Annotated in this window: 19 protein-coding genes and 4 tRNA genes; 12 read left to right on the top strand and 11 right to left on the bottom strand. The window is 53.3% G+C overall.

The window, feature by feature from the left end:
- The first annotated feature begins 1 nt into the window (after window position 1).
- Window positions 2-3,136: a bifunctional [glutamine synthetase] adenylyltransferase/[glutamine synthetase]-adenylyl-L-tyrosine phosphorylase gene (locus tag AC1EKS_RS02285; RefSeq protein ID WP_481008908.1), complete on the top strand. Its 3,135-nt coding sequence runs from the start codon at window positions 2-4 to the stop codon at window positions 3,134-3,136.
- A 12-nt stretch (window positions 3,137-3,148) separates the two neighbouring features.
- Complete coding sequence (locus AC1EKS_RS02280) at window positions 3,149-3,856, top strand: histidine phosphatase family protein (protein WP_481008909.1); 708 nt, start codon at window positions 3,149-3,151, stop codon at window positions 3,854-3,856.
- A 54-nt stretch (window positions 3,857-3,910) separates the two neighbouring features.
- Here the strand turns inward: AC1EKS_RS02280 and AC1EKS_RS02275 are convergent, their stop codons facing one another.
- Entirely contained in the window at window positions 3,911-4,615 is a 705-nt protein-coding gene (locus AC1EKS_RS02275) for a DUF4191 domain-containing protein (RefSeq protein WP_481008910.1), read from the bottom strand.
- Window positions 4,616-4,750: 135 nt separating this feature from the next.
- Here AC1EKS_RS02275 and AC1EKS_RS02270 point away from each other — a divergent pair, with 135 nt between their 5' ends.
- Window positions 4,751-5,659, top strand: coding sequence for a hypothetical protein (locus AC1EKS_RS02270; protein WP_481008911.1), 909 nt, complete (start codon window positions 4,751-4,753; stop codon window positions 5,657-5,659).
- Window positions 5,660-5,780: 121 nt separating this feature from the next.
- Here the strand turns inward: AC1EKS_RS02270 and AC1EKS_RS02265 are convergent, their stop codons facing one another.
- Both AC1EKS_RS02265 and AC1EKS_RS02260 read right to left on the bottom strand, forming a co-directional pair.
- Window positions 5,781-8,123 carry a BCCT family transporter gene (locus AC1EKS_RS02265; RefSeq protein ID WP_481008912.1) on the bottom strand — a complete coding sequence of 781 codons (2,343 nt, stop codon included), beginning with the start codon at window positions 8,121-8,123 and terminating at the stop codon, window positions 5,781-5,783.
- Between the two features lie 87 nt (window positions 8,124-8,210).
- Window positions 8,211-9,101: an SPFH domain-containing protein gene (locus tag AC1EKS_RS02260; protein ID WP_481008913.1), complete on the bottom strand. Its 891-nt coding sequence runs from the start codon at window positions 9,099-9,101 to the stop codon at window positions 8,211-8,213.
- Between the two features lie 272 nt (window positions 9,102-9,373).
- Here AC1EKS_RS02260 and AC1EKS_RS02255 point away from each other — a divergent pair.
- From AC1EKS_RS02255 to AC1EKS_RS02245, 3 genes are all read left to right on the top strand, one after another.
- Window positions 9,374-9,446: transfer RNA gene (locus AC1EKS_RS02255), tRNA-Gly, on the top strand.
- A gap of 41 nt (window positions 9,447-9,487) precedes the next feature.
- Window positions 9,488-9,558, top strand: a tRNA-Cys gene (locus AC1EKS_RS02250).
- A 1-nt stretch (window position 9,559) separates the two neighbouring features.
- Window positions 9,560-9,633: transfer RNA gene (locus tag AC1EKS_RS02245), tRNA-Val, on the top strand.
- Between the two features lie 60 nt (window positions 9,634-9,693).
- Here the strand turns inward: AC1EKS_RS02245 and AC1EKS_RS02240 are convergent.
- The 6 genes from AC1EKS_RS02240 to AC1EKS_RS02215 all read right to left on the bottom strand — a co-directional run bounded on the left by AC1EKS_RS02240 (window position 9,694) and on the right by AC1EKS_RS02215 (window position 16,301).
- A complete protein-coding gene (locus AC1EKS_RS02240; RefSeq protein WP_481008914.1) occupies window positions 9,694-10,662 on the bottom strand; it encodes a hypothetical protein in 969 nt (322 codons plus the stop codon).
- An 11-nt stretch (window positions 10,663-10,673) separates the two neighbouring features.
- Window positions 10,674-11,408, bottom strand: a complete 735-nt coding sequence (locus AC1EKS_RS02235) for a TorD/DmsD family molecular chaperone (protein WP_481008915.1) — start codon at window positions 11,406-11,408, stop codon at window positions 10,674-10,676.
- 10 nt (window positions 11,409-11,418) lie between these two features.
- Window positions 11,419-12,426, bottom strand: coding sequence for a dimethyl sulfoxide reductase anchor subunit family protein (locus tag AC1EKS_RS02230; protein WP_481008916.1), 1,008 nt, complete (start codon window positions 12,424-12,426; stop codon window positions 11,419-11,421).
- A gap of 40 nt (window positions 12,427-12,466) precedes the next feature.
- Entirely contained in the window at window positions 12,467-13,153 is a 687-nt protein-coding gene (locus AC1EKS_RS02225; protein ID WP_481008917.1) for a DMSO/selenate family reductase complex B subunit, read from the bottom strand.
- Between the two features lie 190 nt (window positions 13,154-13,343).
- A complete protein-coding gene (locus tag AC1EKS_RS02220) occupies window positions 13,344-13,694 on the bottom strand; it encodes a twin-arginine translocase TatA/TatE family subunit (protein WP_481008918.1) in 351 nt (116 codons plus the stop codon).
- Between the two features lie 36 nt (window positions 13,695-13,730).
- Window positions 13,731-16,301, bottom strand: a complete 2,571-nt coding sequence (locus tag AC1EKS_RS02215; protein WP_481008919.1) for a DMSO/selenate family reductase complex A subunit — start codon at window positions 16,299-16,301, stop codon at window positions 13,731-13,733.
- A gap of 322 nt (window positions 16,302-16,623) precedes the next feature.
- Here AC1EKS_RS02215 and AC1EKS_RS02210 point away from each other — a divergent pair, with 322 nt between their 5' ends.
- Window positions 16,624-17,430, top strand: a complete 807-nt coding sequence (locus AC1EKS_RS02210; RefSeq protein ID WP_481008920.1) for an alpha/beta fold hydrolase — start codon at window positions 16,624-16,626, stop codon at window positions 17,428-17,430.
- Window positions 17,431-17,534: 104 nt separating this feature from the next.
- Here the strand turns inward: AC1EKS_RS02210 and AC1EKS_RS02205 are convergent.
- Window positions 17,535-17,625: transfer RNA gene (locus tag AC1EKS_RS02205), tRNA-Leu, on the bottom strand.
- Window positions 17,626-17,793: 168 nt separating this feature from the next.
- On the opposite strand from AC1EKS_RS02205, the gene AC1EKS_RS02200 reads away from it, so the two are divergent.
- From AC1EKS_RS02200 to AC1EKS_RS02185, 4 genes are all read left to right on the top strand, one after another.
- Window positions 17,794-18,513 (top strand): HAD family hydrolase, encoded by a 720-nt coding sequence (locus tag AC1EKS_RS02200; RefSeq protein WP_481008921.1) that lies wholly within the window; start codon window positions 17,794-17,796, stop codon window positions 18,511-18,513.
- Complete coding sequence (locus AC1EKS_RS02195) at window positions 18,510-19,022, top strand: pyrophosphohydrolase domain-containing protein (RefSeq protein ID WP_481008922.1); 513 nt, start codon at window positions 18,510-18,512, stop codon at window positions 19,020-19,022. Before AC1EKS_RS02200 ends, AC1EKS_RS02195 begins: the two co-directional genes overlap by 4 nt.
- Window positions 19,023-19,201: 179 nt before the next feature.
- Window positions 19,202-20,296, top strand: coding sequence for an FAD-dependent oxidoreductase (locus AC1EKS_RS02190; RefSeq protein WP_481008923.1), 1,095 nt, complete (start codon window positions 19,202-19,204; stop codon window positions 20,294-20,296).
- A 38-nt stretch (window positions 20,297-20,334) separates the two neighbouring features.
- The gene (locus AC1EKS_RS02185; protein ID WP_481008924.1) at window positions 20,335-20,751 is read left to right on the top strand and encodes a hypothetical protein; all 417 of its coding nucleotides are present in this window, start codon (window positions 20,335-20,337) and stop codon (window positions 20,749-20,751) included.
- Window positions 20,752-20,758: 7 nt separating this feature from the next.
- On the opposite strand, the gene AC1EKS_RS02180 is transcribed toward AC1EKS_RS02185, so the two are convergent.
- Entirely contained in the window at window positions 20,759-21,694 is a 936-nt protein-coding gene (locus tag AC1EKS_RS02180; protein WP_481008925.1) for an aldo/keto reductase, read from the bottom strand.
- A 243-nt stretch (window positions 21,695-21,937) separates the two neighbouring features.
- On the opposite strand from AC1EKS_RS02180, the gene AC1EKS_RS02175 reads away from it, so the two are divergent.
- On the top strand, window positions 21,938-22,768 hold the full coding sequence (locus AC1EKS_RS02175) for an undecaprenyl-diphosphate phosphatase (protein ID WP_481008985.1): 831 nt from the start codon (window positions 21,938-21,940) through the stop codon (window positions 22,766-22,768).
- Window positions 22,769-22,782: the final 14 nt, after the last annotated feature.

The following is a 22,782-nucleotide window of genomic DNA, read 5'->3' as shown; positions in this document are numbered from 1 at the left end:
CATGGCCAGGACAGTTACTCTTGCTTCCCGTCTGCGCTCTAGCGGGGTTACCGAAGTCGCGCGCGCGGAAAGCTGGGTAAGTACCCCGGCCTTTGCCCCGCTGGTACAAAATGAAGACTTTTGGCGGGAACTGGGGGCTTCTGCCCACCCGGACCAGGTATTGCTGTGTTTGATGAACCTATTAGAGACAGTGGACGAGGCCGGAAAATTCCTGGCAGATAATCCCCGTCAGCGTGCCTTAGTGATCGCTATCTGCGGAGTTTCTCGTTTTGCAGGCGATTACCTGGTCTCGCATCCTCAGATCCTTTCCCAATTGCAAGCCTCAGACCAAGAGGCCTATTGGGATGGAAACCGCTACCTAGTTTCCCAGGAATTGGATTTAATTGAGCGCTACCGCCAGCGGGTACGCCAAGAAATTTTGCATGCCCTCCGGGCTCAAGAAACCCGGGCAGGAGCCTGGGTTGCGGCAGGCAGCGACCTTAATGACCTGCGCCGTGCCTATCGCGCTCAGCTGCTACAAATAATCGCCGAGGACGCCGCGCACCCCGACCCTTTAGCTTTCTTTTCGGTAGTGGCCGGCAAACTCAGCGCCCTTACCGATGCTACTTTAGAAGGCGCCCTCGCCCTAGCACGCGCAAAATACGACCCGGCCGGCGAGGTAGATTTTGCGGTGATCGCCTTGGGGAAAACTGGAGCGGGGGAACTTAACTATCACAGCGATATTGACCTGATTTATGCTGCTGAACCAGCTAAAGAGGGCAGTCTTAGCGAGACTAAAGCCCTGGAAGTGGCTTCCCGCTTGGCAATCGGAATTTCGCAGGTTTGCTGCGGGCCCGGAATTGAGATGCCGCTGTGGCCAATTGATTTAGCTCTGCGCCCGGAGGGGCAAGATGGAGCCACCTGCCGCACCGTAGCTGCTCACGCCAAGTACTACCAAAAGTGGGCGAAAACCTGGGAATTTCAGGCACTCTTAAAGGCACGGCCCGCGGCAGGCTCCCCCCGGGTGGGACAAGCCTATATGCAGGCTGTATGGCCTTTAGTGTGGACGGCTGTGGAGCGGGAAGGGTTTTTCGCCGACACTCGGGCTATGCGAACTCGGGTAGAAGAATCAATTCCCGGTCCCACAGCCGGCCGAGAGCTAAAACTGGGGCCCGGAGGACTGCGGGATATTGAGTTCTCGGTGCAGCTGATGCAAATGGTGCATGGACGCACTGATGAAAGTCTGCATGTGCGCCCTACTTTGCAGGCCCTAGCAGCTCTGGCCCAGGGGGGATATATCGGGCGCGATTCCGCGCGGCAACTGGCAGATGCCTATCGTTTCTTGCGGGTAGTGGAACACCGGATGCAGATGCAGCGGATGGCGCGCACCCACCTGTTCCCACAAACCCTTGAAGATGAACGGCGAGTGGGTAGATCCCTTGGTCCAGAGCGTTTTGGTAAGCGCGGGGAATTAACTCGCTATTGGGAAAAGCTAAAACCGCAGATTCGCGCCCTGCAACAAGATATATTTTACCGCCCCCTGCTGCCGGCAACCGCGGGACTTTCCAAAGCCGAGGCTGCCCTAAATCCGCAGGCTGCCGCCGATCGCCTCCGCCTGGCCGGATACCGGGACACTCGCGGAGCCCTCGGGCATATTGCGGCTTTGACCGCGGGGGTGTCGCGCCGCTCCCAAATCCAGCGTCATATTTTGCCGGTGCTGCTCGGCTGGTTAGCCGAAGGACCTGCCCCGGATGCCGGATTGTTGCGTTTTCGCCGGCTATCAGAGTCAATCGGAAAGTCCCACTGGTATATGGGGCTGCTGCGGGATTCTTCCCGAGTGGCTCACCGCCTGTGTACTATTTTGTCGCTTAGCCCCTATATCGCTCAGCGTCTCGAACACGTACCGGAAGCGGTGCAGTGGTTAGATGATGATGAAAAGCTCGCTACCCGCACTTATGCTCAGCTTTATAGCGAGATGGAAGCTTTGTCTCGGCGTCACCGCAACGCTTCGACAGCGATAGATTTGATTCGCCAGACCCGAGGTCGCGAATTGCTACGTTGCGCCCTGCGGGACGTAATTAACCACCTAGATCCCATTTCTTCTCAGGCGGCAATCACTGATATCAACGATGCAACTATTGCTGCTGCCAGCCAAGTGATTCTGCGCGAAATAGCGGCTAAAGAAAAGAGTATTCCGCGGATTGTCCTGGTAGCGATGGGGCGGGGAGGAGGACGGGAATCTGCCTATGCTTCTGATGCCGACCTGCTAGTTGTCCACTCTGCTCTAGTAGATCCGCGGTGGAGCGCGCCGGGAGCGGTAGAAAACATCCCCGCACCTCAAACGGGAGATACTCCCCCTAACGCTTCCTTGCGAGCGAACGCTAAACTACCGGCGTCCGAGGCTTCTCGGATTGCCGCCCTATTCGCCACGCGGTTGCAGGAAGAGATGAGTCGCCACGGCGCTGCCCCCAGCTTGAAAGTAGACTACGGTCTGCGTCCCGAAGGGGAGGACGGGGTCCTCTCTCGGTCTTTAACCTCCCTACGTGACTACTATGAGCGCTGGGCAGAACCCTGGGAACTGCAGGCGCTGCTGCGGGCGCGAGCATTTTGCGGGGACCAAGACCTGAGGGAGCGTTTTACCCAAGCGATTGACCCCATTCGCTACTTAACACCGATTGACGAGGCTTCCACCCGGCAAATTCGCTTGCTCAAAGCCCGGATGGAAAATGAGCGAATCCCGGGCGGGCAAGACGCCTCCCTACACGTAAAATTGGGGCCCGGGGGATTAAGTGATGTGGAGTGGGTGGCGCAATTGTTGCAGCTACAAGGGACGGCTACCTGTCCGCAGTTGCGGGTGACTGGCACTTTGGAAGCCTTAGCAGTTGCCACTGACGAAGGAATGTTATCGGAAACAGATCACCAGGTCCTGGTGGAAGCTTGGAAGTTAGCGTGCCGGATCCGCTGCGGAAACGTGCTGGTTACTAACCGCATGGGGGGTAATAAATTGGATTACTTACCTACATCTGCGGCCCCTGCCTATGCCCTGGCGCGACTGCTGGGGTATGCTCCCGGCAAAGAGAATGATTTACGAGAAGATTATTTACGCCGGGCGCGTCGCGCCCGCGCAGTGATGGAGCGGGTTTTCTATAACTCCTAAGAAAGAGGAAAGATGAAACTGGTTTTGATGCGACACGGGCAAACTAGCGCGAATATTACCGGCGCGCTGGACACGGCCGAGCCGGGCGCCCCACTTAATGGGGAGGGGCAGCGACAGGCAGAAGCGGCATTGGAAACTTGGGAGCAACTCGGCCTACCCGATCCGCAACTCATTGTGACCTCGAATCTGATCCGCACGCATCAAACCGCCCGACCTCTCGAGGAACGTTTTGGCCTCACTCGGACGCAAAATGGGGAAGCTAACGAAGTCCAGGCGGGCAAGCTGGAAATGGCCAGCGATATGGCTTCGGTAGAACAGTATGTGCGTACTATTGGCGCTTGGATGCAAGGGGACACCCAGGTGCGGATGGATGGTGGGGAAAGTGGCGCGGAAACTTTAGCGCGTTTCAACCGGGTGGTTGCGGGCGCCGCCGATCAGGTGGGCCCCAGTGGCTGTGCGGTGATAGTCGCGCATGGCGCGATTATTCGGTATTGGTCCTATATGAGCACTCCGGAGATTACTTTTGCACTGGCGGCCACGAAGCCAGTTTCGAACGCTTCACTGTCGGTTTTTGAGGGAGAGCCGGGAAATTTCTCAGCTAAAATCTGGTCGTCGCGTCCCGTAGGAGAATGGGAAGTCGACGAAAGCGTAACTGAACTGCGTCCTTCGAAAGCGCTACTAGATAAAGTACTCGGCACTCCCCAAGGAAAAACTGAGTAAGTTACCGTATTACCGCTGAATTAGCTGTTCAGAGGCTAAACCTAACGGTAGCTATTACTTCCCGCGTAACATCCGGCGATTAATCTTTGCTTTGTTCGGATCGACTCCACCCGGGAGACGGTAGGCCTTATTCTGCAAAGACTGCAGCCGCTGGCCTACGATGGGAACCTCGTCCTTACTAAGCTGTTTCTTCAAACGGTTAATGGTTTTAAGTAGCTTTGAGATTGGAACCTGATCTTTTCCTTGTCCCGACTGAATCTTGTGGATAGGTACCGAAGGCGCCACCCGGTGGCATTTGCGCTCTTGGTCGCCCAGCAGCTCGGCAGCGCGCGAGGAGGGACCCTCGGAGATAAGGACGATTCCCGGTCTTCCCACCAAGCGATAGACCATGTCTTGCTTGCGGTTAAAAGCTACCGGCTCTTCTTCGACAATCCAGCCCCGTTTAATCGAACGCAAAATAGCATACACATTGCCTTTGACGCCTTCTAGCTGCTTGTACATAGCTTTATTAGCTAAGCGGGTCAGCAGGGTAGTAGCTAGCAGCATTCCTGCGGAGGCGGCAATAATCAGATAGAAGACGGTGCGCCCCACACTGACCTTGGCGACCAAGCAAAACATCAGCATTGCTAGCGGGACTGCCAAAAGGACGGTGAGCATTGCCCAACCGATCCAGGGATAGGAGCGTTTAGTTACCCGGTAAACATCCGCAAAGTTGTTCCACCAGTGCTTCTTTTTCTGCGGGGCATTTTGTGTAGTCATGATGCTCTAAGCCTATCGAAAAATCACTCAAACCGTATATTGCGCAGTTATCCCCACAGTAAGGGCGAGATAATCGGCGCTGGCGGTTGTGGAAAATAAGGTGACAAAAAAGTTTGCAGGCATTGAAGTAAAGACATGGAGAGTAGAAAGAGCTTAAAAATAGCAGGATTCCCCTCGCTCACGCAGGAAAAAAATATTGTAGACGCAGTCGGCAGCAACTGGATTGCCCTGGCGGTCAACGATGATCAGTTGGCGGTTTTAAAGCTGATAGTACCGCGGGGCCAAACCGTTTTCCCCTGTCCCCATCTGGTAGCAGATGAGCAAGGGAAAAACTGGCTGGTGCGACCGGATGTCGCGAAAAATTTACTAGTAAGTGGAAACAGTAGTGCGAAACTGCCGCTTATAAAAGATAAAGGGCAATCGTTTTGGTCTCCACGGGGAAAAACGGTAAAAATCGCGGGATTTGGCGCTCAGCAGCCGGTACAGAAACTAGATGCTAGCGACTCTAAAACTACAGCTTCGATTGCTTTGCCTATTCAAGCTGGAGGAGAGCTGAGAGTCGCTTTAACTCCCAAAGCAGATAACACTGCTGTTCGCAGCCCCTCAGTTACTGGGAAGGCTAAGCAAACAATTCTCCGGCCTGCCGGAAAACCTAAAACTGTAGCCCGGGGTGCGCTCAGTCGCCCCCGAAAAAATCCTTTCTCTGCTGACCACCATCCGGTCGCGCCGTTTTCGGCCTTTGCCCCGAAGCCCCCTCCCGAAAAAATGGCCCCGCCCCCTCCTGGTGATCGCTTCGGTCCGAAGTTCGCCAGCGCTCCCGCCTCTGCAAGTGAAACCTCTCTGGTTAAACCGGCCTGGATCAGGTTAAAAGAAAAAGTTAGCAATAAGTCATCTGCAGAATCTTCATCGCCAGCGCGGTTGGAAGAAATCGAAATCCTTTCCGCGCCCCCTACGGCCTGGAAACTGTGGTTACATCGTTTGCTGCCGCCAGCTTCGGTATTCTTACTCGCCCTAGGCACTTGGCAACTAGCGGGCGGGTACTGAAGCTGTATCCGGGTGGGGTGGCTGCTGTGAGGCGCGAAGACAGGGAGCTTTCGTGTCTAACTCAATGATTCGGTTTAATGACGCTGCGAATTCCGGGTCGCGACCTACAAATCCGGTCCCGCTATTTGGCTTCTTCCCCGGCCTCAGCGGGATTTTCCACCTCTGCAGAGGTATCTCCGCCTGCGGCGGCCTCCGGATCAGAAGAGGTATCTTCCACGCTGTCCCAGGGGACCGGATTTCCCGCGGAATCTTTATAGGTTTCTTCTTCCTCATCCCAATAGACCGGGTTACCCTGCCTATCAAGATAAGTCTGGGAGGAATAATCGTAGTTAATGGGGTTGCCTTCGGTGTCGGTGCGGCGATACCATTCGGTGAGCTCAGGAGCAGTGGAATCAAATTCTGCGCCCGCTCCCTCACCTTCTTTAGTGGGAACCACTACGATCTTGAAATCGTCACCGTAGCTCTTCAGCCCGCCTACTACTGCTTTAGAGAGAGCTGCCCGTTCAAATTTACTTCTAATAGTAAAAGGATCACGCGATAAATCCCTCAGCAGCGCAAAAACAATTCCCGCGATGATAATCGCGAAAGGCAACGAAGCCACGATAATCAAGTTCTGCATGCCTTGCAGAGCATCTTGGCCGCCTATTAGCATCCCGACTACCGCGATACCTGCCAAGCACAATCCCCAAAATACCGTGATTTTACGATCCGGAACCGGCTTTCCTTGCTGAGACAGTGAGCCCATTACTACCGAGGCCGAATCTGCGGAAGTAATGAAGAAAATCGCCAAGCAGAACATAGCTACTACCGAAGTTATTTTAGCGAGAGGCAAATTTCCTAGCAGGGCAAACAACATTACTTCTGCCCCTTCTTTTAGCTGCATATCCGTTCCATGTATCTGCAGATACATGGTGGTTCCCCCGTAAATACAGAATGAAATCAGGCAAACCAGAGTGGGAGCCAATAAAACGCCAGTCACGAATTGGCGGAGAGTACGTCCGCGTGAAATCCGGGCGATAAATAGTCCCACGAAGGGGGACCAGGAAATCCACCAAGCCCAATAAAACACCGTCCAGCTAGAAGCAAACTGCGCGGCCTGGGGCCCATAGGAGGGAGAGGTTGCTAGCAGGCCGAATAGGTCAGACAGATAGTTCATCAAGGTGGAAGGAATCAGATTCAAGATGAACACGGTGGGGCCGGCGAAGAAAATGAAGGCCATTAAGCAAAACGCCAAGGTCATGTTGATATTGGATAGTAGCCGGATTCCCCGTGAAATCCCGGAAACTGCGGAAGCGATAAACGCGGCGGTCAGCAGGGAAATAATGATTATTAAGCCCGCGTTACCAATTTTGCCTATTCCCCCGACTATTTCAATGCCGCGAGTAATCTGCATGCCGCCCATCCCTAAGGAGGCACAGGTGCCGAACAGAGTAGCGGTAATCGCCAACATATCGATTACTTGCCCAATCCCACCCTTGGAAAATTTGTGTCCCAGTAACGGCGTGAAAATCGAGGAGATTAGGGGAACCCGTCCCCGCCGGTAGGTGCCGTAGGCGATCGCACATCCCACCAGGGCATAAATCGCCCAAGCGTTTAATCCCCAATGCAGCATCGTTTGCGACATCGCATCATTTAAGGCTTGATAGCTGCCGGGCTTTGCATTGGAGTGGGGGGCGGGATTCGTAAAATAAATCATCGGCTCATAGGGGCCGAAAAACAGTAACCCAATCCCCATACCGGCGCTAAACATCATAGCGATCCAAGAGCCATAGGAATATTCGGGTTCCTCGTTATCGCGTCCTAGGGGAATATTTCCGTAGCGTGAAAGCCCTATAAACAGCATAAATAATAAAATAACGGCCGCTAGGATAGAGAATAACCAACCGGTATTATCTACCACCCACTGCAGAACCACATCAGAAACCGTGCGCAAGGAATTGGTAGAAATTATCCCCCAAAGGATGAAAGCTAACACTAATGTTCCGGTACACAGGAACACCACTTTATCGGTGCGGTATTTGATGATTTGTTCATCAATCGCGATTCCGCGGACTAGTCCGGGGTGCATGCCATGCGGATAAGGTACCTTGTGGAGCAAATGTTGGGTTTGTTCCCGGGCGATCTGGGTTCCGCGTTTCCAAGCGTTGGGCTGAGTAGCGCCGGGGGTTTCCGCTACCGCAGCGCTAGCGGTTTCTTCGCTAGCGGTTTCTTCAGGCGTAGCAGATGCTTCGTTCCTGGAAAAAATCTTTCGCGCTAACCTATTGCGCAACCGTTTCCTTGGTAACGTCAGCTGGCTATCGCGTTCACGATCAGACTGTTCTAACTGGGAAATCCGGCGCTCATACTTTTCTAGGAGGAGGCGTAGCTCTTCCCCTCGCCCGGGATGCCTTTTCCGTGGGTATCGGAAGATACGCGGTCGTTTTTCTGGGTGATGTTGCTGATTATTCTGGTTATTCTTAGTCATACTTAGCTATATTCGTTATCTGTTATTAACCGGCGACCGTGCTACCGCCTGTTGCGACTATCTAAACTATCTAAACCAGTTGTTTGCTTAGCTTTGGTGCTGTCCGGCTGCCTTCAAGCCCGCTACCAAAGAAGTGCGGATTTCCTCCATCGTGTTAGTAACCCCGGTGGGATTAGACGGCAACATCAGGGTCTGAGTGTTCGAATGCTTTGCCACCTCGGCTAGGGTATCAAAATATTGGGTCATCAAAAGAATCTGTTGTGCCTGGTCACCGATACCGGCATCGCGTAAAGATTCGTATTGCTCTACCAGGCCTTCTACGATGGCGCGCCGCTGCAAGGCGATACCTTCACCCTGGAGGCGCTTGGATTCGGCATCTGCTTCCGCTTGTTTAACCAGCTTGATTTTATCGGCTTCTGCTAGCTGAATGGCGGCTTCTCGTTCGCGCTGGGCAGCGTTAATAGAGTTCATGGAATCCCGCACTCGCTCATCCGGATTGATATCGGTTACCAGCGAGTTCACGATCCTAAAACCGTAACGCGCCATCTGTTCGCCCAAGGAAATCTCAATTTCTTGGGCAATAGTGTCTTTCGAAGAGAAGGCCTCATCTAAGTTCAATTGCGAGAGGGAAGAGCGTACTCGGTCGAACACGTAGGAAGTGATCTGTTGGGCAGGGTTGGATAGCGAATAGAACGAGGCAGCCGAGTCTTGCACCTGGAATTGCACCGAAACCGGGATGGCTACGAACACATTGTCTTTAGTTTTGGTTTCTACTACCAGATCGAGTTGTTGAATCCGGCGTTCTACAATCTTGGCAATTCGGTCAATAACTGGAATCTTAATGTTAAGACCGGGGGGACATACGCGGCGATACTTTCCGAAGCGTTCAATGATCGCCTCGGTCTGCTGTTTAACAATAAAAATAGCGGAGAACAAGAAATAGCCAATCAAAAATAGCAGTAGTAAAAATACGATCATGCTGCCCCCTAAAAAACCCATTATGCGTAATCCCCCAAGAGATAATCCTGATTTAGCAGGTCTTCAGAGAATATCAGGGCTAATGCCCGAATATCAACCCTGTCTGCGGTGCGCGCTTTGAACAATTCGCCAACCGGCTATCCTTTGCAGGTACTGACGGTAGGTCATAAAGTTCGAAGCCTAAAATACGAGATCACAGCAGTTGTGAGCAGACCCACTCAGAGTTAGTTTGGTAAACCTTGGGTCTTTATAGATATACTTTCATACGCAACGCGGATGTAGCTCAGTTGGTAGAGCATCACCTTGCCAAGGTGAGGGTCGCGAGTTCGAGTCTCGTCATCCGCTCGATTTAGAGGGCGTCGCCAAGCGCGACGCTCTTTGATTATGGTGGGTTGGTCGAGTGGTTAGGCAGCGGCCTGCAAAGCCGTGTACACGGGTTCGAATCCCGTACCCACCTCGGGCGATTGGCGCAGCTGGTTAGCGCGTTTCCTTGACACGGAAGAGGTCGCTGGTTCGAGTCCAGTATCGCCCACTCTCGCCGCCCCAGTTCTGGGGCGGCATATATTTTTCTGCGGTCTCGCCCTTAACCGGGTTAAACTCCGCGCAGTTTTTCTTGTAACTCGGCCGGTAGCGTCTTAAGTACCGATTGCGGCATCGCCGCAGAAAACGGGTGTTCTTCCTGGTAGCGGCAGAGTTTACACAGCTCGCCTTCGCTTTTCGGATGCGGGTTGCGGCAGCGTTTGCATTCCCTCATTTCCTGGGGGCTTTGCTGGGTTTTGAGGGCGGTGAAAATCTCGAGAGAACGCTGGCTGGCCATTTCTGACTCAGAGTGCTCGGGACAGTAACGCACCGCCAAGCGGCAAGCGGGGCACAGCTGGTGCCAATTGCTGCCGGCTGCTGACAGCTTAAAATCTTTATTTTCGGGGCACCGCCGGATTTGTGAACGGCAGGCATTACAACGCAAGACGTGGATGGCATCAACGCGTTCTAGCAAGGGGAGGAGCTCTTCGCTGCCAGTATTAGCCCCCGAGGATTCGGATCCTAAAGAGCGTTTACTGCCATCGGTATCGGCAGCGGGAGCGCCGACTACTCTATTTTTGATTCTCCGCTGCCCAGCCAGTAAATGGTAAGCCTGGAAGGTACGCACTGCGTGGGAGGCGCCCAGCTGCAGGTAGGAGCTATTTGATACCGGCAGGAAGAGGCGACGGGGGAGGGGAACCGCCCCCAGCAGGACCTGCCGCGGGTGGCGGGCAGCCTTCCGGGGCGGGTCATAACTAATTATCAGTTCTCCAAGACGAGTCCGGGCCGCAGACAAGCTTTCATCGAGGCTGCTCGCGCACTGAGCACACCCTAAAATCTGCAGGCTTTGAATCTCGCTTGCTAGCAGCTGCGCCGCTAAATCGGCATTAAAGCTTTCGCCTAAGCAGCCCTGCCAAGACAGGTGGGCATCTTTCTTTCCAACTTTCAGGGCGGGCAGATTTTCACAGCTGATCACCAGAGTATTTATGGGATCTTGGGCGCTAATCCAACGCAGTAAGGACGAAAACTTAGTAGGAAGCAAAGCTTACTGCCCTAAATTAACGGACGGCGAGTTAAGGGCACGGGGACGGGGCCGGAAAAATCTTCTTCCTGGGGAGGACGTAGCCGGGGAGCAATCTTTAGCTCATAACCGGCAGCCACGAGCTCCTGCTCCCATTGCGAAAGCGTCTGGGCAGAAAGAATCAGGACGGTGCGAAGCCACTGCGTTTTTGCTAGTTTTTCCCCCTCGAGACAAAAATCTGGAGCCCAAGTTAGCAGGTGTTCGCCGCTAAAGCCACACAGTACTCCCAGAGTTTGTCGCCCGCGTTCTTGATTACCGTTCGCGAAGTCGTCTGCAGCTTTTAGTAAACATTTGCTGACAAAGTCCATCTCCAGTCCGATATGGTCGTCAGGTTCCTGGCCTAGATGGGGGGCCTGGAATCCCATGGCGCCATAATATTTGCGGACTTCCACGGTATCTTGGTCAAATACCAAGCCATCGTCGCAGCGATGTACCGATTCAAATGGAGGTAGCTGGGCGCTACCCGTGATTCCGTACAGATCATTTTGATCTGACCAGAGGGCATAAATGTCCTCTGCACTCAGGTCGGGGGATAGCTCGGCGCGCAGGTCTGCTAGGGCCTGTTCCCCCTTCGAGGTTAGGGGTAGGGGCCACTGATTGGTCATTGCTAGAAAATCTTTGACCACCTCCTCATTGGGAGGGCTTAGATGCAGAGCACCCAGGAAACAAAAAGCAGCAGCGTAAGAATCTAGTACCTTTGGCTCCATAGATTTAATGCTATCCCAATAAGGTGTTGATACCCGCGCGTACCAAGCCTTCGTAGTGCAGGCCCCGTCCGACCAGCTCGGTTGCAAAGGCCAGGAGGAAGGTTACCCACAGAGTAATGACCAGGGAACGCTTGGGGTAAGCAGAATCAGAAATATAGTTGCGCAATACCAGTGCGATCAGCAAAATCGTGACTACCAGTAAAAGCAATCGGATCAGTAGGTAGCCATGAGCAGTCATATTCTGTGCTACTTGTCGTTCTACCGCGCTACCGAGACCAAGCTGGGTCATAAAGAACGCGTAGGACACCAAAATAATCAGGCCGGCAGACGCGGCAATACCGGTGGTAATCCGCATAGACCGTTTAGTTAGTTCGATTAGGCCCTCCGGAAGTTTTCCAGGCGGAAAGAGCCCCCGGCGCAGAGCAGCTTTAAGGCCCTTACTGTTCGCATCTAAGTTTTTATCACTGGCTCCCCGCTGTTTCATCCGCCAAGTGGTTAACAGAGCGATCGCCACCGCTAGGGACCCGGTGAAGAAAGCAGACGAGAAGAAACTGACCCATACGAACCAGGAATGCCAGGCAGGCGCGGTGCCGGTAAAGTAATAGACTCCGCACATTGATATCAGCAAGCAAAGGCCCGCTAACGCGGTCAGTGCCGCGAATATGTCACGAGTAGTGCGGCTAAAACGGTTGAACCATTGGGTCAGTGCGAAGATCAGTCCAAACAGGGCGTAAAGCACCCCCGAGATCAGTTCGCGCGAGAGCCAGGATGATCCCAGATGCAACAGGGTAAATGGTGCATGGAAGGGGTCGTTGAGGTGGAAAAACGCGGCAAAGAACCCTAGGATCAGCAGCGGCCCCGCTGCATACAACCCCGCGTTGGTCAGGCTGTCGATTGCAGACTGTTTAACGCCTGCCCGCCGACCAATCAGCTGGATAATTCCCAGGATCCAAAATGCCCCTACTGACATTTGAGCGACAGTAGTAAAGATAATCATGGGCAGCTCGCCGATATGCATGATGCTCCTTAACCTAGCGGGTGAATAAAATCTTCAATGTTTAAATCTCTTTGGGACTCTGGATAATCCCGCTGCCTTTATCCCACTCTTGGGCATCACGGTGCGGCTTAATTACCAGGTGTGGTTGGGTAATAGATGGGTCAGGAAGCGGGGCTATCCCGGCCTCTTCTCCGAATTCTTTACGCAAATCCTCGATGGGGCCCCAACCAAGCGCGCGGGTGGGACAGGCATCTACACAAGCCGGATTTTGTCCCTGGCTGCGATAGTCATAGCACAAATCGCATTTAGACATGTGGCCACTGCGGGCATCCAGTTGGGGAGCGCCGTAAGGACAGGCCCACTGACAATAGCGGCAACCCACGCATTTAGATTGGTCTACATAGACGGTTCCATCTTCGCGCTGGGACATGGCAGTAGTTGGGCACACCTGCACGCAAATCGGATTCTCACAGTGGTTGCAAGCTATAGAGGTATAGTAACTAAAAACATTGTGGCGGAAAGTCCCGTCAGTTTCATTTACTTTCCAAGAGCCACCGGTATATTCAATAACCCGCCGCCAGGTCATACCTACCGGCAAATCATGCTTATCTTTACAAGCGATTTGGCAGGCCTTACAACCGTTACAAAGGTTTTGATTGAAAACAAACCCATACTCGGCACCTTTTTTGGTTAAAGGTTCCGTTAAAGTGTTGTTCCTGCTGGGAGTAGGAATCGCATCGTCGGCCATCGCGTCCTCCTTGCAAAGACTGTGGTAAATACGAGTGGCAGCCCCACTTGCTGCCCCTTTTTAATGTTATATTCTGCTGGTTTATTTCACAGATAATGCGAAATGGTTTTAGTCTTTTAGGGAAATAAATATTTACTCTATTTACCCGGTTACTACAAAAAATATTTCTTATTGATCAGGTTCTGTTAATTTATTTGGAATCTTCCTCGCTTAGGGAGCCGGCATTTTTCAACACCTCCCCGGACTGGGTAGCTGACTGTGCCCAGGCTTCTATTTCTTCTTGAATGGTCTCGCGGATCATCTGCTTGGGGCTATAACTGGAGAGGTTAAGGTTCCGCAAAACTTTCAGGTTTTCTAGATCCTCGGGAGTAAGCCCCGAAAAATCCCCGGAGGTTTCTTGGCGCAACTTTGCTGACCAGCCCCGAAAACTGGTGAGTGCTTTGCGTAGCGCCGTTAATCCTTGCGCCACGTTCTTCGGCCCCAAAAGCAGGGCAGCAATCACCGCCAGCACCAAGAATTCGCTTCCGCTGATTCCAAACATTACGTCTTACCTCTTACCTATGAATATTCCGGTTAGTTATGCCTTTACGACCTGCGCCAAAACAGTATGAACCCCCATACCTTTGGCAATCGGAGTCGGGTGCAAAGAGGTCAAAGTGTTAACCGAACCGGCCACATCCACCGGCTTCTTAGGATTTGCGCCCTCGGGAGGAGCTACTTCCGAATCCGGCTTGGGATCATACCAAGCACCTTGGGGCACCGAGATCGTTCCGGGAACGATCCTGGTAGTCACTTTGGCAGGCAAACGTAAAGTGCCGCGTTCGTTGTAGACGAACACCAAATCATCGTTCTTAATCCCGCGTTCCTCGGCATCTTTCGGATTCATCCACACGGTTTGGATATGGGCTTCCTTGAGCCAATCCACGTTGCCGTAACTGGAGTGAGTACGGGCCTTGAAGTGATGCCCGATTACCTGCAGCGGATACTTCTTATTCTTGGCAGCGTCCTCGGCGCCTTCCCAAGTTGCTAGGTGGGCGGGAATGGGGCAAAGTTCGTCACCGTCTAGGCGAGGACGGAAATCTCCGAAGGTCCATTTTTTCGCCATATTTTCTAGGCGCTGGGAATAAATCTCAATCTTGCCGCTAGGAGTACTGAGCGGATTTGCCGCCGGGTCTTTACGGAAATCTTCCAAAGGAATATCGGAACCCGCGTTGCGGCGGACGATCCCCACTTTCTTCCACTCTTCATAAGTGGGCAGGGTGGGATCTTCCTCTCGCCCGGTCTCAACGATTTCTTTCAGCCATTCCTCCCGGGTCTTACCTCCGGTGAACTTGTCCTTAACCCCCAGGCGATCGGCCAGTTCGGTGCAAATATCAAAAATAGATTTGCACTCGTAAAGCGGCTTGATAGCTTGCTGGGAAACAATGCCGTAAGCCATCGGGGTGGCATTTTCCCCGTTGTGGTAGTCCGATTCTTCGGAAGTAGAGGTGCCCGGTAACAGATAGTCGGAGTAGCGGGCACTGACAGTATGCATAATGTCGCAGGTGACAATGAGTTCACACTTGGTGTCATCCTGCAGGATCTCTACCGACTTGTTGTTGTCTCCGGTCTGGTTTACCAGCGAGTTCGATCCATAGTTGAAGACCGCTTTAATCGGAACCTCCAACTTGGTGTTGGTGGGATTACCGGCTTCATCTACCGGTACCTTTAGGGCGCGTACGCCCGGTTCTGGTTTAACTCCCACTCCGGCGTTGAAGGTATCCATCTTGGGACCGTGGTCAATAGCATCTAACCAGCTGAAGACGGAAATGATTTTTTCGGAAGGGTTAGCGACTTCGGTGTTGAATGTTCGGGTGATTGGCAGCGCCTGTCCGCCCTCCCGTCCGCCGGTGCCGCCGCCTTTTATGCCGATATTTCCGGTTACGCAGGCCAACAGGAAAATCGCGCGAGCGATGCCTTCCCCGTTAGCGTGCCGCTGCGGCCCCCAACCCTGGGTGATAGTACAGGGTTTAGCGGTAGCGATTTCCCGGGCAAGACGGCGAATATCCGAGGCTGGCACCCCGGTAATCCGGGCGGCCCACTCGGGGGTTTTAACCGTTTTATCTTTTCCTTTGCCCTGTAGGTACGCAAGATAGGACGCATTCTTAGGCGCGCCCTCGGGCATATGCGCTTCATCGAAACCTACGCAGTATTTATCCAAGAATGCCTGGTCGTGTAGGTTCTCTGCTACCATCACGTAAATCATGCCGGCGATTAGGGCAGCGTCGGTGCCCGGGCGCAGCGCCACCCACTCGTCCCCGAGCGCTACCGAAGTTTCCGAATACCGCGGATCGATAACGATGGTTTTAACGCCAGATTTACGTTTAGTAGCCTGAGTTACGAAAGTTTGTCCCCCGCCTGACATCCGCGTCTCTAAGGGGTTATTGCCGAACATCACCTGTAGCTTGGAGTTGGCGGCATCATCGAAGCTGTTGCCAGCTACCCAGTCGCCATAGAAATAGGGGTAAGCCTGAGTGATATTGGTGGTGGAATAGTCAGAGTAGTGATCGAGATAACCGCCATAGAGCGAAAGCATCCGCGCCATCGGGCTGGCTTCGGGCGGCCAGGAACAAGCCATAGCGGAACCCAGAACCCCGGTGCCGTACTGGATATAGAAGCATTCGTTGCCGTACTTGGACTTCAAAGCCTTCATCTTTTCAGCGATCTCATCAAGGGCTTGCTTCCAGGAGATTTCCACCCATTGTCCTTCGCCGCGTTTGGTACCCGGCTTGCGCTTCATGGGCTTCTTTAAACGACCGGGATTGTAAATGCGGTGCCGAATAGCGCGACCACGGGGGCAGGCGCGCACCTGCTGGCTGCCCAGCTCATCGTTACCGGTGTTATCGGGCAGTACTCGTACTACCCGGCCATCTTTGACTTGCAAACGCACTGGGCAACGGGACCCGCAGTTGACAGTGCAAGCTGACCAGACGGTCTTATCTACGTCAGTGCGTCCGGTGCCGTTTGCTACCAGTTTTCCGTTCTTGTCGGGGGAATAAGGAGAAGGAGTGGCACAGGCCACCAGTCCGGTAGTACTGCCAGCGATTGCTGACCATTTCAGGAAAGTACGTCGAGAAGGACGGATATTCGCCGGTTGCTTCGCTGCCATCATTTTCTCCTTGCCGCATCTGAATATTCCACCCACACTGGTGAACTCGCACTCATTGTATGCCCGGAAAGACGAAAATTTGGAAACCTGAATTTAAAAAATATTTACCCGAAATTTCGACGATAAACAGCTGAAAGCTCCGTACTTTAGAGGATAAAAGTCTCTTGGTGACGTAAGTCCTAGAGGGGAATTTTAGGGATATACGTAAGGGGCGACTTCCTTTATTGATAGCGACATGCGCGGGAGCGTTTAACTGGGCAGCCGGCTTAGAACTCTGGGTGATTCTTCAGGAGGGAGCCTGCGGGCATAGTAGGCTGAGGGCGTGGAAAAGTGGGTTGCGGTAGGCGAGGAAATTACTATCTGTGTCCAAGAGTTCGGAGACCCAGACGCCCCCTTAATGATTCATATTGAAGGACACGGGGCGCAGCTCACCTCGGTTCCAGAAAGTTACTGTCAGCGCCTAGCAGAAGCTGGCTTCCACATCATTAGATTCGATAACCGGGATGTGGGGCGCTCCTCGCGGGTACCTTGCCCCTACGATTTACGCGATATGGCCAGTGATGTAGCCGTGCTGATTGCCGCCTACGGATCGCCGGCGGTAGTTACTGGCCGCTCGATGGGTGGGGCGATCGCGCAGCTGCTAGCGCTAGAACACCCGGAAATGGTCGCCGGGTTAGGGCTGTTCTTTACCTATGCTAAGAGCGCCGCCTCCGCGGTAAATCCGATTCGGCAGGCCCCTTATGCTTCCGTTAGCCAGTTTAAAAAATGGCATTTTGGGCAGATTAATAAGATTGCAGGCTCTAAGTACCCTTGGGGGGAGCAGCAGCTGAAACAACTGGTTGCCAGTAACTGGAGACGCGGTTTCAGCTGGGAAGGGCTAGAAAGACAACGCCAAGCGATGGAGCGTACTGATCCTTGGGCAAAGCGTCTAGGGGAAATAAAGGTGCCAGTTTCAATCGTGTATGGCGAGGAAGACCCGGTGATCCCGGTAGCGGCAGGTAAACAACTACACCGCTTGATTCCCCATTCCCGGTTGCATTTGGTTGCGGGTATGGGGCACCAACAGCCCCCACAGGCCGAGGAACTTTTTATCCAAGCATCCCTAGAGGCAGCGGGATGTTCCACTTAGTCAATAGCGGGAAAACCGGGTATTCGCAGGTATTAGTGGTTAATAACGGGCATCAGCCCTTAATAGTTGAAATGGTAACGAGCGAGAAAAATACCAGAAATCACTGGTGCGCGGGAAGGGACTTGAACCCTCACGGCCGTTAAGTTGGCCACTAGCACCTCAAGCTAGCGCGTCTACCGATTCCGCCACCCGCGCTCGAGGACAACTGAGAGATTAGCACATCTTGGAGCTGGCAGAAAAAAGCGAAAAGAAAAATGGGCGGTTAAACAGCCAGGAGTTGGCGGGAAGGAAAGTTGCCTACAATAAGGGCGGGGCGTAGTGCCCTTGAGAAATAGAAGGCTAGAGGGCACAGACAGGATTTTTATGGGGAAGCGTTATTTTGACACCGTGATTTTTGACATGGACGGTACCTTGACCGATTCGGTTCCCCTGATAACCGAGGCGGTGGTGGAAGTTATTTCCCACTATCACCTAGCGGAACAAACTCCGCAAGAACTGAAACGTTTCGTAGGGCCACCGCTACGCATCGGTTTTAAACAGTATCTAGATTTACCCGAGGAACTACTAGATGAGGCGGTCGAAGTTTACCGGAGCTATTATCGACCTCGCATGACCCAGGTGCCTTTATTCGCGGGGATAGAAAACCTGTTGCAGCGTCTGCGCGCCAAAGGAGTAAAAACTGCCGTCGCTTCCTCGAAATTAGAAGAACTAGTACGTGATATTGCGCAGGCGACGGGGATGAGCCCCTATTTGGATTGCGTTGCCGGTACCCAAGAAAAATCCGGAACTAGCGCTGAGAATCCCAGGGATGTGGCCAATCCGCAGCTAAGACGGGGGAAAGAGGGAGTTATTCGCTATGCCCTCGAGCAGCTAGCTGCACCCGGTCCGCTCGGACGAGTAGTTATGGTGGGCGATCGGGAAGATGATTATCAAGCTGCTTGTAATATCGGTATAGATGTGATCGGGGTTTCTTGGGGAGCAGGCAGCCGGGAGGAGTTTCCGGGAGCGCCCTGGGTTACTTCGGTATCCGAACTACAAAACAGGCTGCTAGGAGCAACCGATATAGGAAAGGACAAATTTTGATTAACCAGGACGAGGAAGCCCGACAAGCGGGTAATGAGCATCCCCAATATCAGATCCCGGACCCTCATCGCCCCGAAGATTTAGTGCGCCAATTTCACCAGGTTTATGGGCTGCCGATTCAGCATGACCAGGCGGAAGTCGATCGCGAACGGGTACATATGCGCATGCGCCTCATCTATGAGGAAGTCAGCGAGCTTACCGGCGCGGTTTATGGGACCCAGGCGCGTCGCATCCTAGAAGAAGCTATTTCTTCCTTGCCGGATGATGGTACCCGAGACACGATTGAGGCCGCCGATGCCCTCGCAGATTTGATTTACGTTATTTATGGTATGGCGCTGGAATGCGGGATTTCGCTGCCGGCAGTCCTGAAGGAAGTGCAGGCTTCTAACCTGTCTAAACTGGATGGAGAGGGCAAGCCTATCTATCGTGAGGACGGCAAGGTGCTAAAAGGGGAAAATTTCTTCCCTCCCAATATCAAAACTGCGCTGAAAACTCTTATTCCTGAGTAGGATGGTTACTAAAGAGTAATTCTTTTTTGATACCGTAAGATACAGTATTATCAAAGGAACGATCGTTAGGTTGGTAAGCCTTCATCTAGTCGCTCGATTGGGTGGCCGATGGTAGCTGCTAGTCTTATTAGCTCGCATCGGCTTTGGAACTATCCAAGGCTGATAAAAGGGGAGGTAGCGTGGCTAAAGTAGTAGTCATTGGCGGCGGTTATGGTGGCATCACCGTTGCAGGTGGCCTGGATGACGTAGCTGACGTCACGCTGGTCGAACAAAAAGACCAGTTTGTGCATCACGCGGCGGCGCTTCGGGCGGCGGTGGATTCTGTATGGGGGCATACGGTGTTTATGCCTTACAGTCGGCTGCTAGATCGCGGCAAAGTCGTCCACGGTACTTGTATGCGAGTGGATGGCCGCACCGTTTATGTGGCTGGTCATGATCCCATCGAGGCAGATTTCTTGGTGTTAGCAACGGGAACCACCTACCCCTTCCCGGCAAAGCACATGGTGTCGCAAGCTTCGGTGGCAAAAGCTCGTCTGGATCAAACTCGCGAAAACTTGGCGCGGGCCAAGCGAGTAATGTTGGTCGGAGCCGGCACCGTCGGCGTAGAATTTGCGGGTGAGTTAACCTCCACTTACCCGGATATGAAGATCATTATGGTCGACAAAGAACCCTATATCCTAGGAACTCCTGGGTACCTGGACTCTTTGCGGGAAACTATCACCACCCAGATGGAAGACCGTGGTATCGAACTGGTACTGGGGGCGCCCTTAGCTTATATGCCGCCTACAGATGTAGGAATGCTCTCCACCTTCCAGGTAGAGACCTTGGCAGGAGTGCCCATCGAAGCCGATATGTGGTTCCTTTGCTACGGAGCGCAGACTTCTTCCGGTTACCTCCACGGATCGTATTCTCAGGTCATGCATGCCAACGGTACGGTTATGGTCGATGAGCACCTCCGGGTCAAGGACATGGAAAATGTTTACGCAGTCGGTGACATTACCGATGTGCCAGAATCAAAGCGTGCTGATGCTGCTCGCGCCCATGCCCGGGTAGTGATTGCGAATATTCGCGATCAGCTTTCGGGCCGGCCACCTTCGACAACCTATGCTCCAGGCAAGGAGTGGGTCATTTTGCCGCTAGGTCCCGATGGGGGAGCCTCGCAGCTAGTTGACCCTGACGGTACGACGCGGATCGTCGGATCGGAAGAAACCGCTGAAATCAAGGGCACCGACCTGATGGTGACCATGATTCGCGGCCAGCTTCACCTGCCCTAAGCATCCAGGTTGATCCAAAACCCAGGGGGTAGTGTATCGTGGCTGATCGTTTACAAGTGAAGTTCGATAATTTCGTCGGGGCACTGCAAGCTCACTTAGATGCTGCCCGTAACGCGGAAGACCCGGACTGTGATCCGCAGGTAGCGCGGGCCGCAGAAAAGCTAGAGGCGGCATTTTCTGCCTATGACGAGGCCCTATATTCCCAATTGGGGTGCGACCTTCCCCTAGATATTTTTGAGGATGAAGATATTGATTCGGAGAGTCTTTTTACCCACGTAGACCAGGTATTAGATGAAGACGAATCCGGGTGGGTCGGCGAGAACGAAGAATACGATTTCGACGAGGAAGACGACGGTGAAGACGGAGACGATCTCCTAAACGAACCGCAGGAAATCCTCGACGAAGAATACGATTTTGACGAGGAAGAGGAGGAAGACGAGGAGGACGAAGACTAAGTCTTTGTTACTCGCTGGCCTCGTTCAAAGCTACTCGAATCTGATGGGGTACATGCGCATCAGCCGCTTTTAATACGGCCGCAAATTGCCCAGCGCTGCGCGCCCCGGTTAGAGCACTAGTAACCCCCGGTGCATCCTTAACCCAAGCTAAAGCCAGTTTCAAAGGTTCCCACTCTAAACCTTCGGCTCCCGCTAAAACGGCTTCAATAATCGGCTGGTATTCAGGGGAAAGATAAGGGGAGACGAAACCTTGTAAATGCTGGGAAGCTGCGCGAGAATCCGGAGGAATACTGGTTTGGTACTTTCCAGTTAACACGCCCCGTCCCAGTGGTGACCAGGCGATAAAGCTGGAGTCAAAATGGTCGGCTGCCGCTAGCACTTCCTCTTCTACCTGTCGGTTTACTAAAGAATATTCCCCTTGTACGGCAGCAACTTCGTAGCGATCTTGCCCTAGTAGCACCGCTAGTTCTGCCATTGCCCAGGCCGGATAATTCGACACCCCCACATAGCGGGCTCGTCCAGAACGTAGCGCCATCTCTAGGGCAGTTAAAGTTTCTTCTACCCGTACAAATGGGTCGTAATGGTGGACAAACCACACATCAATGTAGGCAGTTCCCAGTCGTTCCAAAGTTTGATCTAGGCCGCGCAACAGATTAGCCCGGGAAGCATCAACCGAAGGGGGATCTCCCTCCCGAACCCCGGCTTTTGAGCAAATTACCAGGTCGTCTCGGGAAAACTCGCTATCTAAGAGGGTTCCGATAAGTTTTTCGGACTCCCCCTCCCCATAGGTCGCGGCGGTGTCAAGCAGATTTCCTCCGGCATCTAAGAACATGCGTAATTGTTCCCTGGCCTGCTCGAGGTCGGTGTCTCGTCCCCAAGTGAGGGTGCCCAACCCCAGGGAAGAAACCATGAGTCCGGTGCGTCCTAATCTTCTTTTTTCCATACTCCCAGGCTAAGGGGGACAGCGGTGAGAACTTTTCAGGCACGACGTAGGAGGAGGAAATCGTCAGACCATACCGTTACTTTTATGGGTAGCACGGTCATCAGAAAACCACGCCACGGAACGCAGGCCGGCTAAATAAGCCTAGGTGCGCGGCGTAAGCAGGAAGTCGCCGCCCCAGGAGGTGAGAGAAAACACCCGGATAGGAGGCGAGCGAGACGCGCTAAAACGATAGGCTTGGAGGTCGTGAATACCATTGAAGCCATCATTATGGGCCTGGTTCAGGGCCTGACCGAGTTTCTGCCGATTTCTTCTTCAGCCCACCTACGGATTTTAGGCGCGCTTTTCGGCGAGGATCCCGGCGCTGCTTTTACCGCGATTACCCAGATTGGGACCGAAACTGCCGTCCTTATCTACTTTTGGAAAGATATTAGCCGGATAGTGGGCAAATGGTTCCAGGCTTTTGTCCCCGCACGCAGTGGGGTTAGCCAAGGTGACCCCGATGTCCGGATGGGTTGGATGATTATCGTTGGTTCGCTGCCGATTGGGATTTTGGGGCTGCTGGGACAAGACTGGATTGAAAAAGAGTTCCGCAATATGTGGATCACCGTGGCGATGCTCATCTTGTTTGCCCTGTTCTTAGGGGCAGCCGACCGCTGGGGGAAGAAAGAAAAAACCCTAGACCACCTTTCCTGGGGCCAAGCAATCCTCTTCGGGTTCGCGCAGGCCCTAGCGCTGGTTCCCGGGGTTTCCCGTTCGGGAGGCACAATCACTGCTGGCCGGCTCATGGGCTTTACCCGGGTAGCTGCCGCGCGATACTCCTTCCTGTTAGCAATGCCGGCAGTTTTCGCTTCCGGGTTTTACGAGGCCGCTAAATCCGTAGGTAATAACCCCGTAGGTTGGGGGCCAACTATTTTAGCGACGGTGGTGGCTTTCGCCATTGGATATGCAGTGATCGTGTGGTTTATGCGCCTGCTAGAAACTAAAACTTTCGCTCCGTTCGTGATCTATCGGCTAGGCTTAGGGGCTGTGGTAGGAATAGCGCTCGCCGCTGGCACCCTCTCGGCTTTCGCTTAACAACAAAGGAGGAT

This window comes from Varibaculum sp. C0165D1 (genome assembly GCF_056590355.1).
This window is presented reverse-complemented; position numbering and strand designations above follow the sequence as displayed.

Bases quoted from the DNA above. Each gene is read 5' to 3' on its own strand.
- AC1EKS_RS02265 (WP_481008912.1), bottom strand. From the start codon at position 8,123: ATGACTAAGAATAACCAGAATAATCAGCAACATCACCCAGAAAAACGA.
- AC1EKS_RS02230 (WP_481008916.1), bottom strand. From the start codon at position 12,426: ATGCATATCGGCGAGCTGCCCATGATTATCTTTACTACTGTCGCTCAA.
- AC1EKS_RS02220 (WP_481008918.1), bottom strand. From the start codon at position 13,694: ATGTTTGGAATCAGCGGAAGCGAATTCTTGGTGCTGGCGGTGATTGCT.
- AC1EKS_RS02285 (WP_481008908.1), top strand. From the start codon at position 2: ATGGCCAGGACAGTTACTCTTGCTTCCCGTCTGCGCTCTAGCGGGGTT.
- AC1EKS_RS02215 (WP_481008919.1), bottom strand. From the start codon at position 16,301: ATGGCAGCGAAGCAACCGGCGAATATCCGTCCTTCTCGACGTACTTTC.
- AC1EKS_RS02235 (WP_481008915.1), bottom strand. From the start codon at position 11,408: ATGGAGCCAAAGGTACTAGATTCTTACGCTGCTGCTTTTTGTTTCCTG.
- AC1EKS_RS02225 (WP_481008917.1), bottom strand. From the start codon at position 13,153: ATGGCCGACGATGCGATTCCTACTCCCAGCAGGAACAACACTTTAACG.
- AC1EKS_RS02270 (WP_481008911.1), top strand. From the start codon at position 4,751: ATGGAGAGTAGAAAGAGCTTAAAAATAGCAGGATTCCCCTCGCTCACG.
- AC1EKS_RS02275 (WP_481008910.1), bottom strand. From the start codon at position 4,615: ATGACTACACAAAATGCCCCGCAGAAAAAGAAGCACTGGTGGAACAAC.
- AC1EKS_RS02280 (WP_481008909.1), top strand. From the start codon at position 3,149: ATGAAACTGGTTTTGATGCGACACGGGCAAACTAGCGCGAATATTACC.
- AC1EKS_RS02200 (WP_481008921.1), top strand. From the start codon at position 17,794: ATGGGGAAGCGTTATTTTGACACCGTGATTTTTGACATGGACGGTACC.
- AC1EKS_RS02260 (WP_481008913.1), bottom strand. From the start codon at position 9,101: ATGATCGTATTTTTACTACTGCTATTTTTGATTGGCTATTTCTTGTTC.
- AC1EKS_RS02180 (WP_481008925.1), bottom strand. From the start codon at position 21,694: ATGGAAAAAAGAAGATTAGGACGCACCGGACTCATGGTTTCTTCCCTG.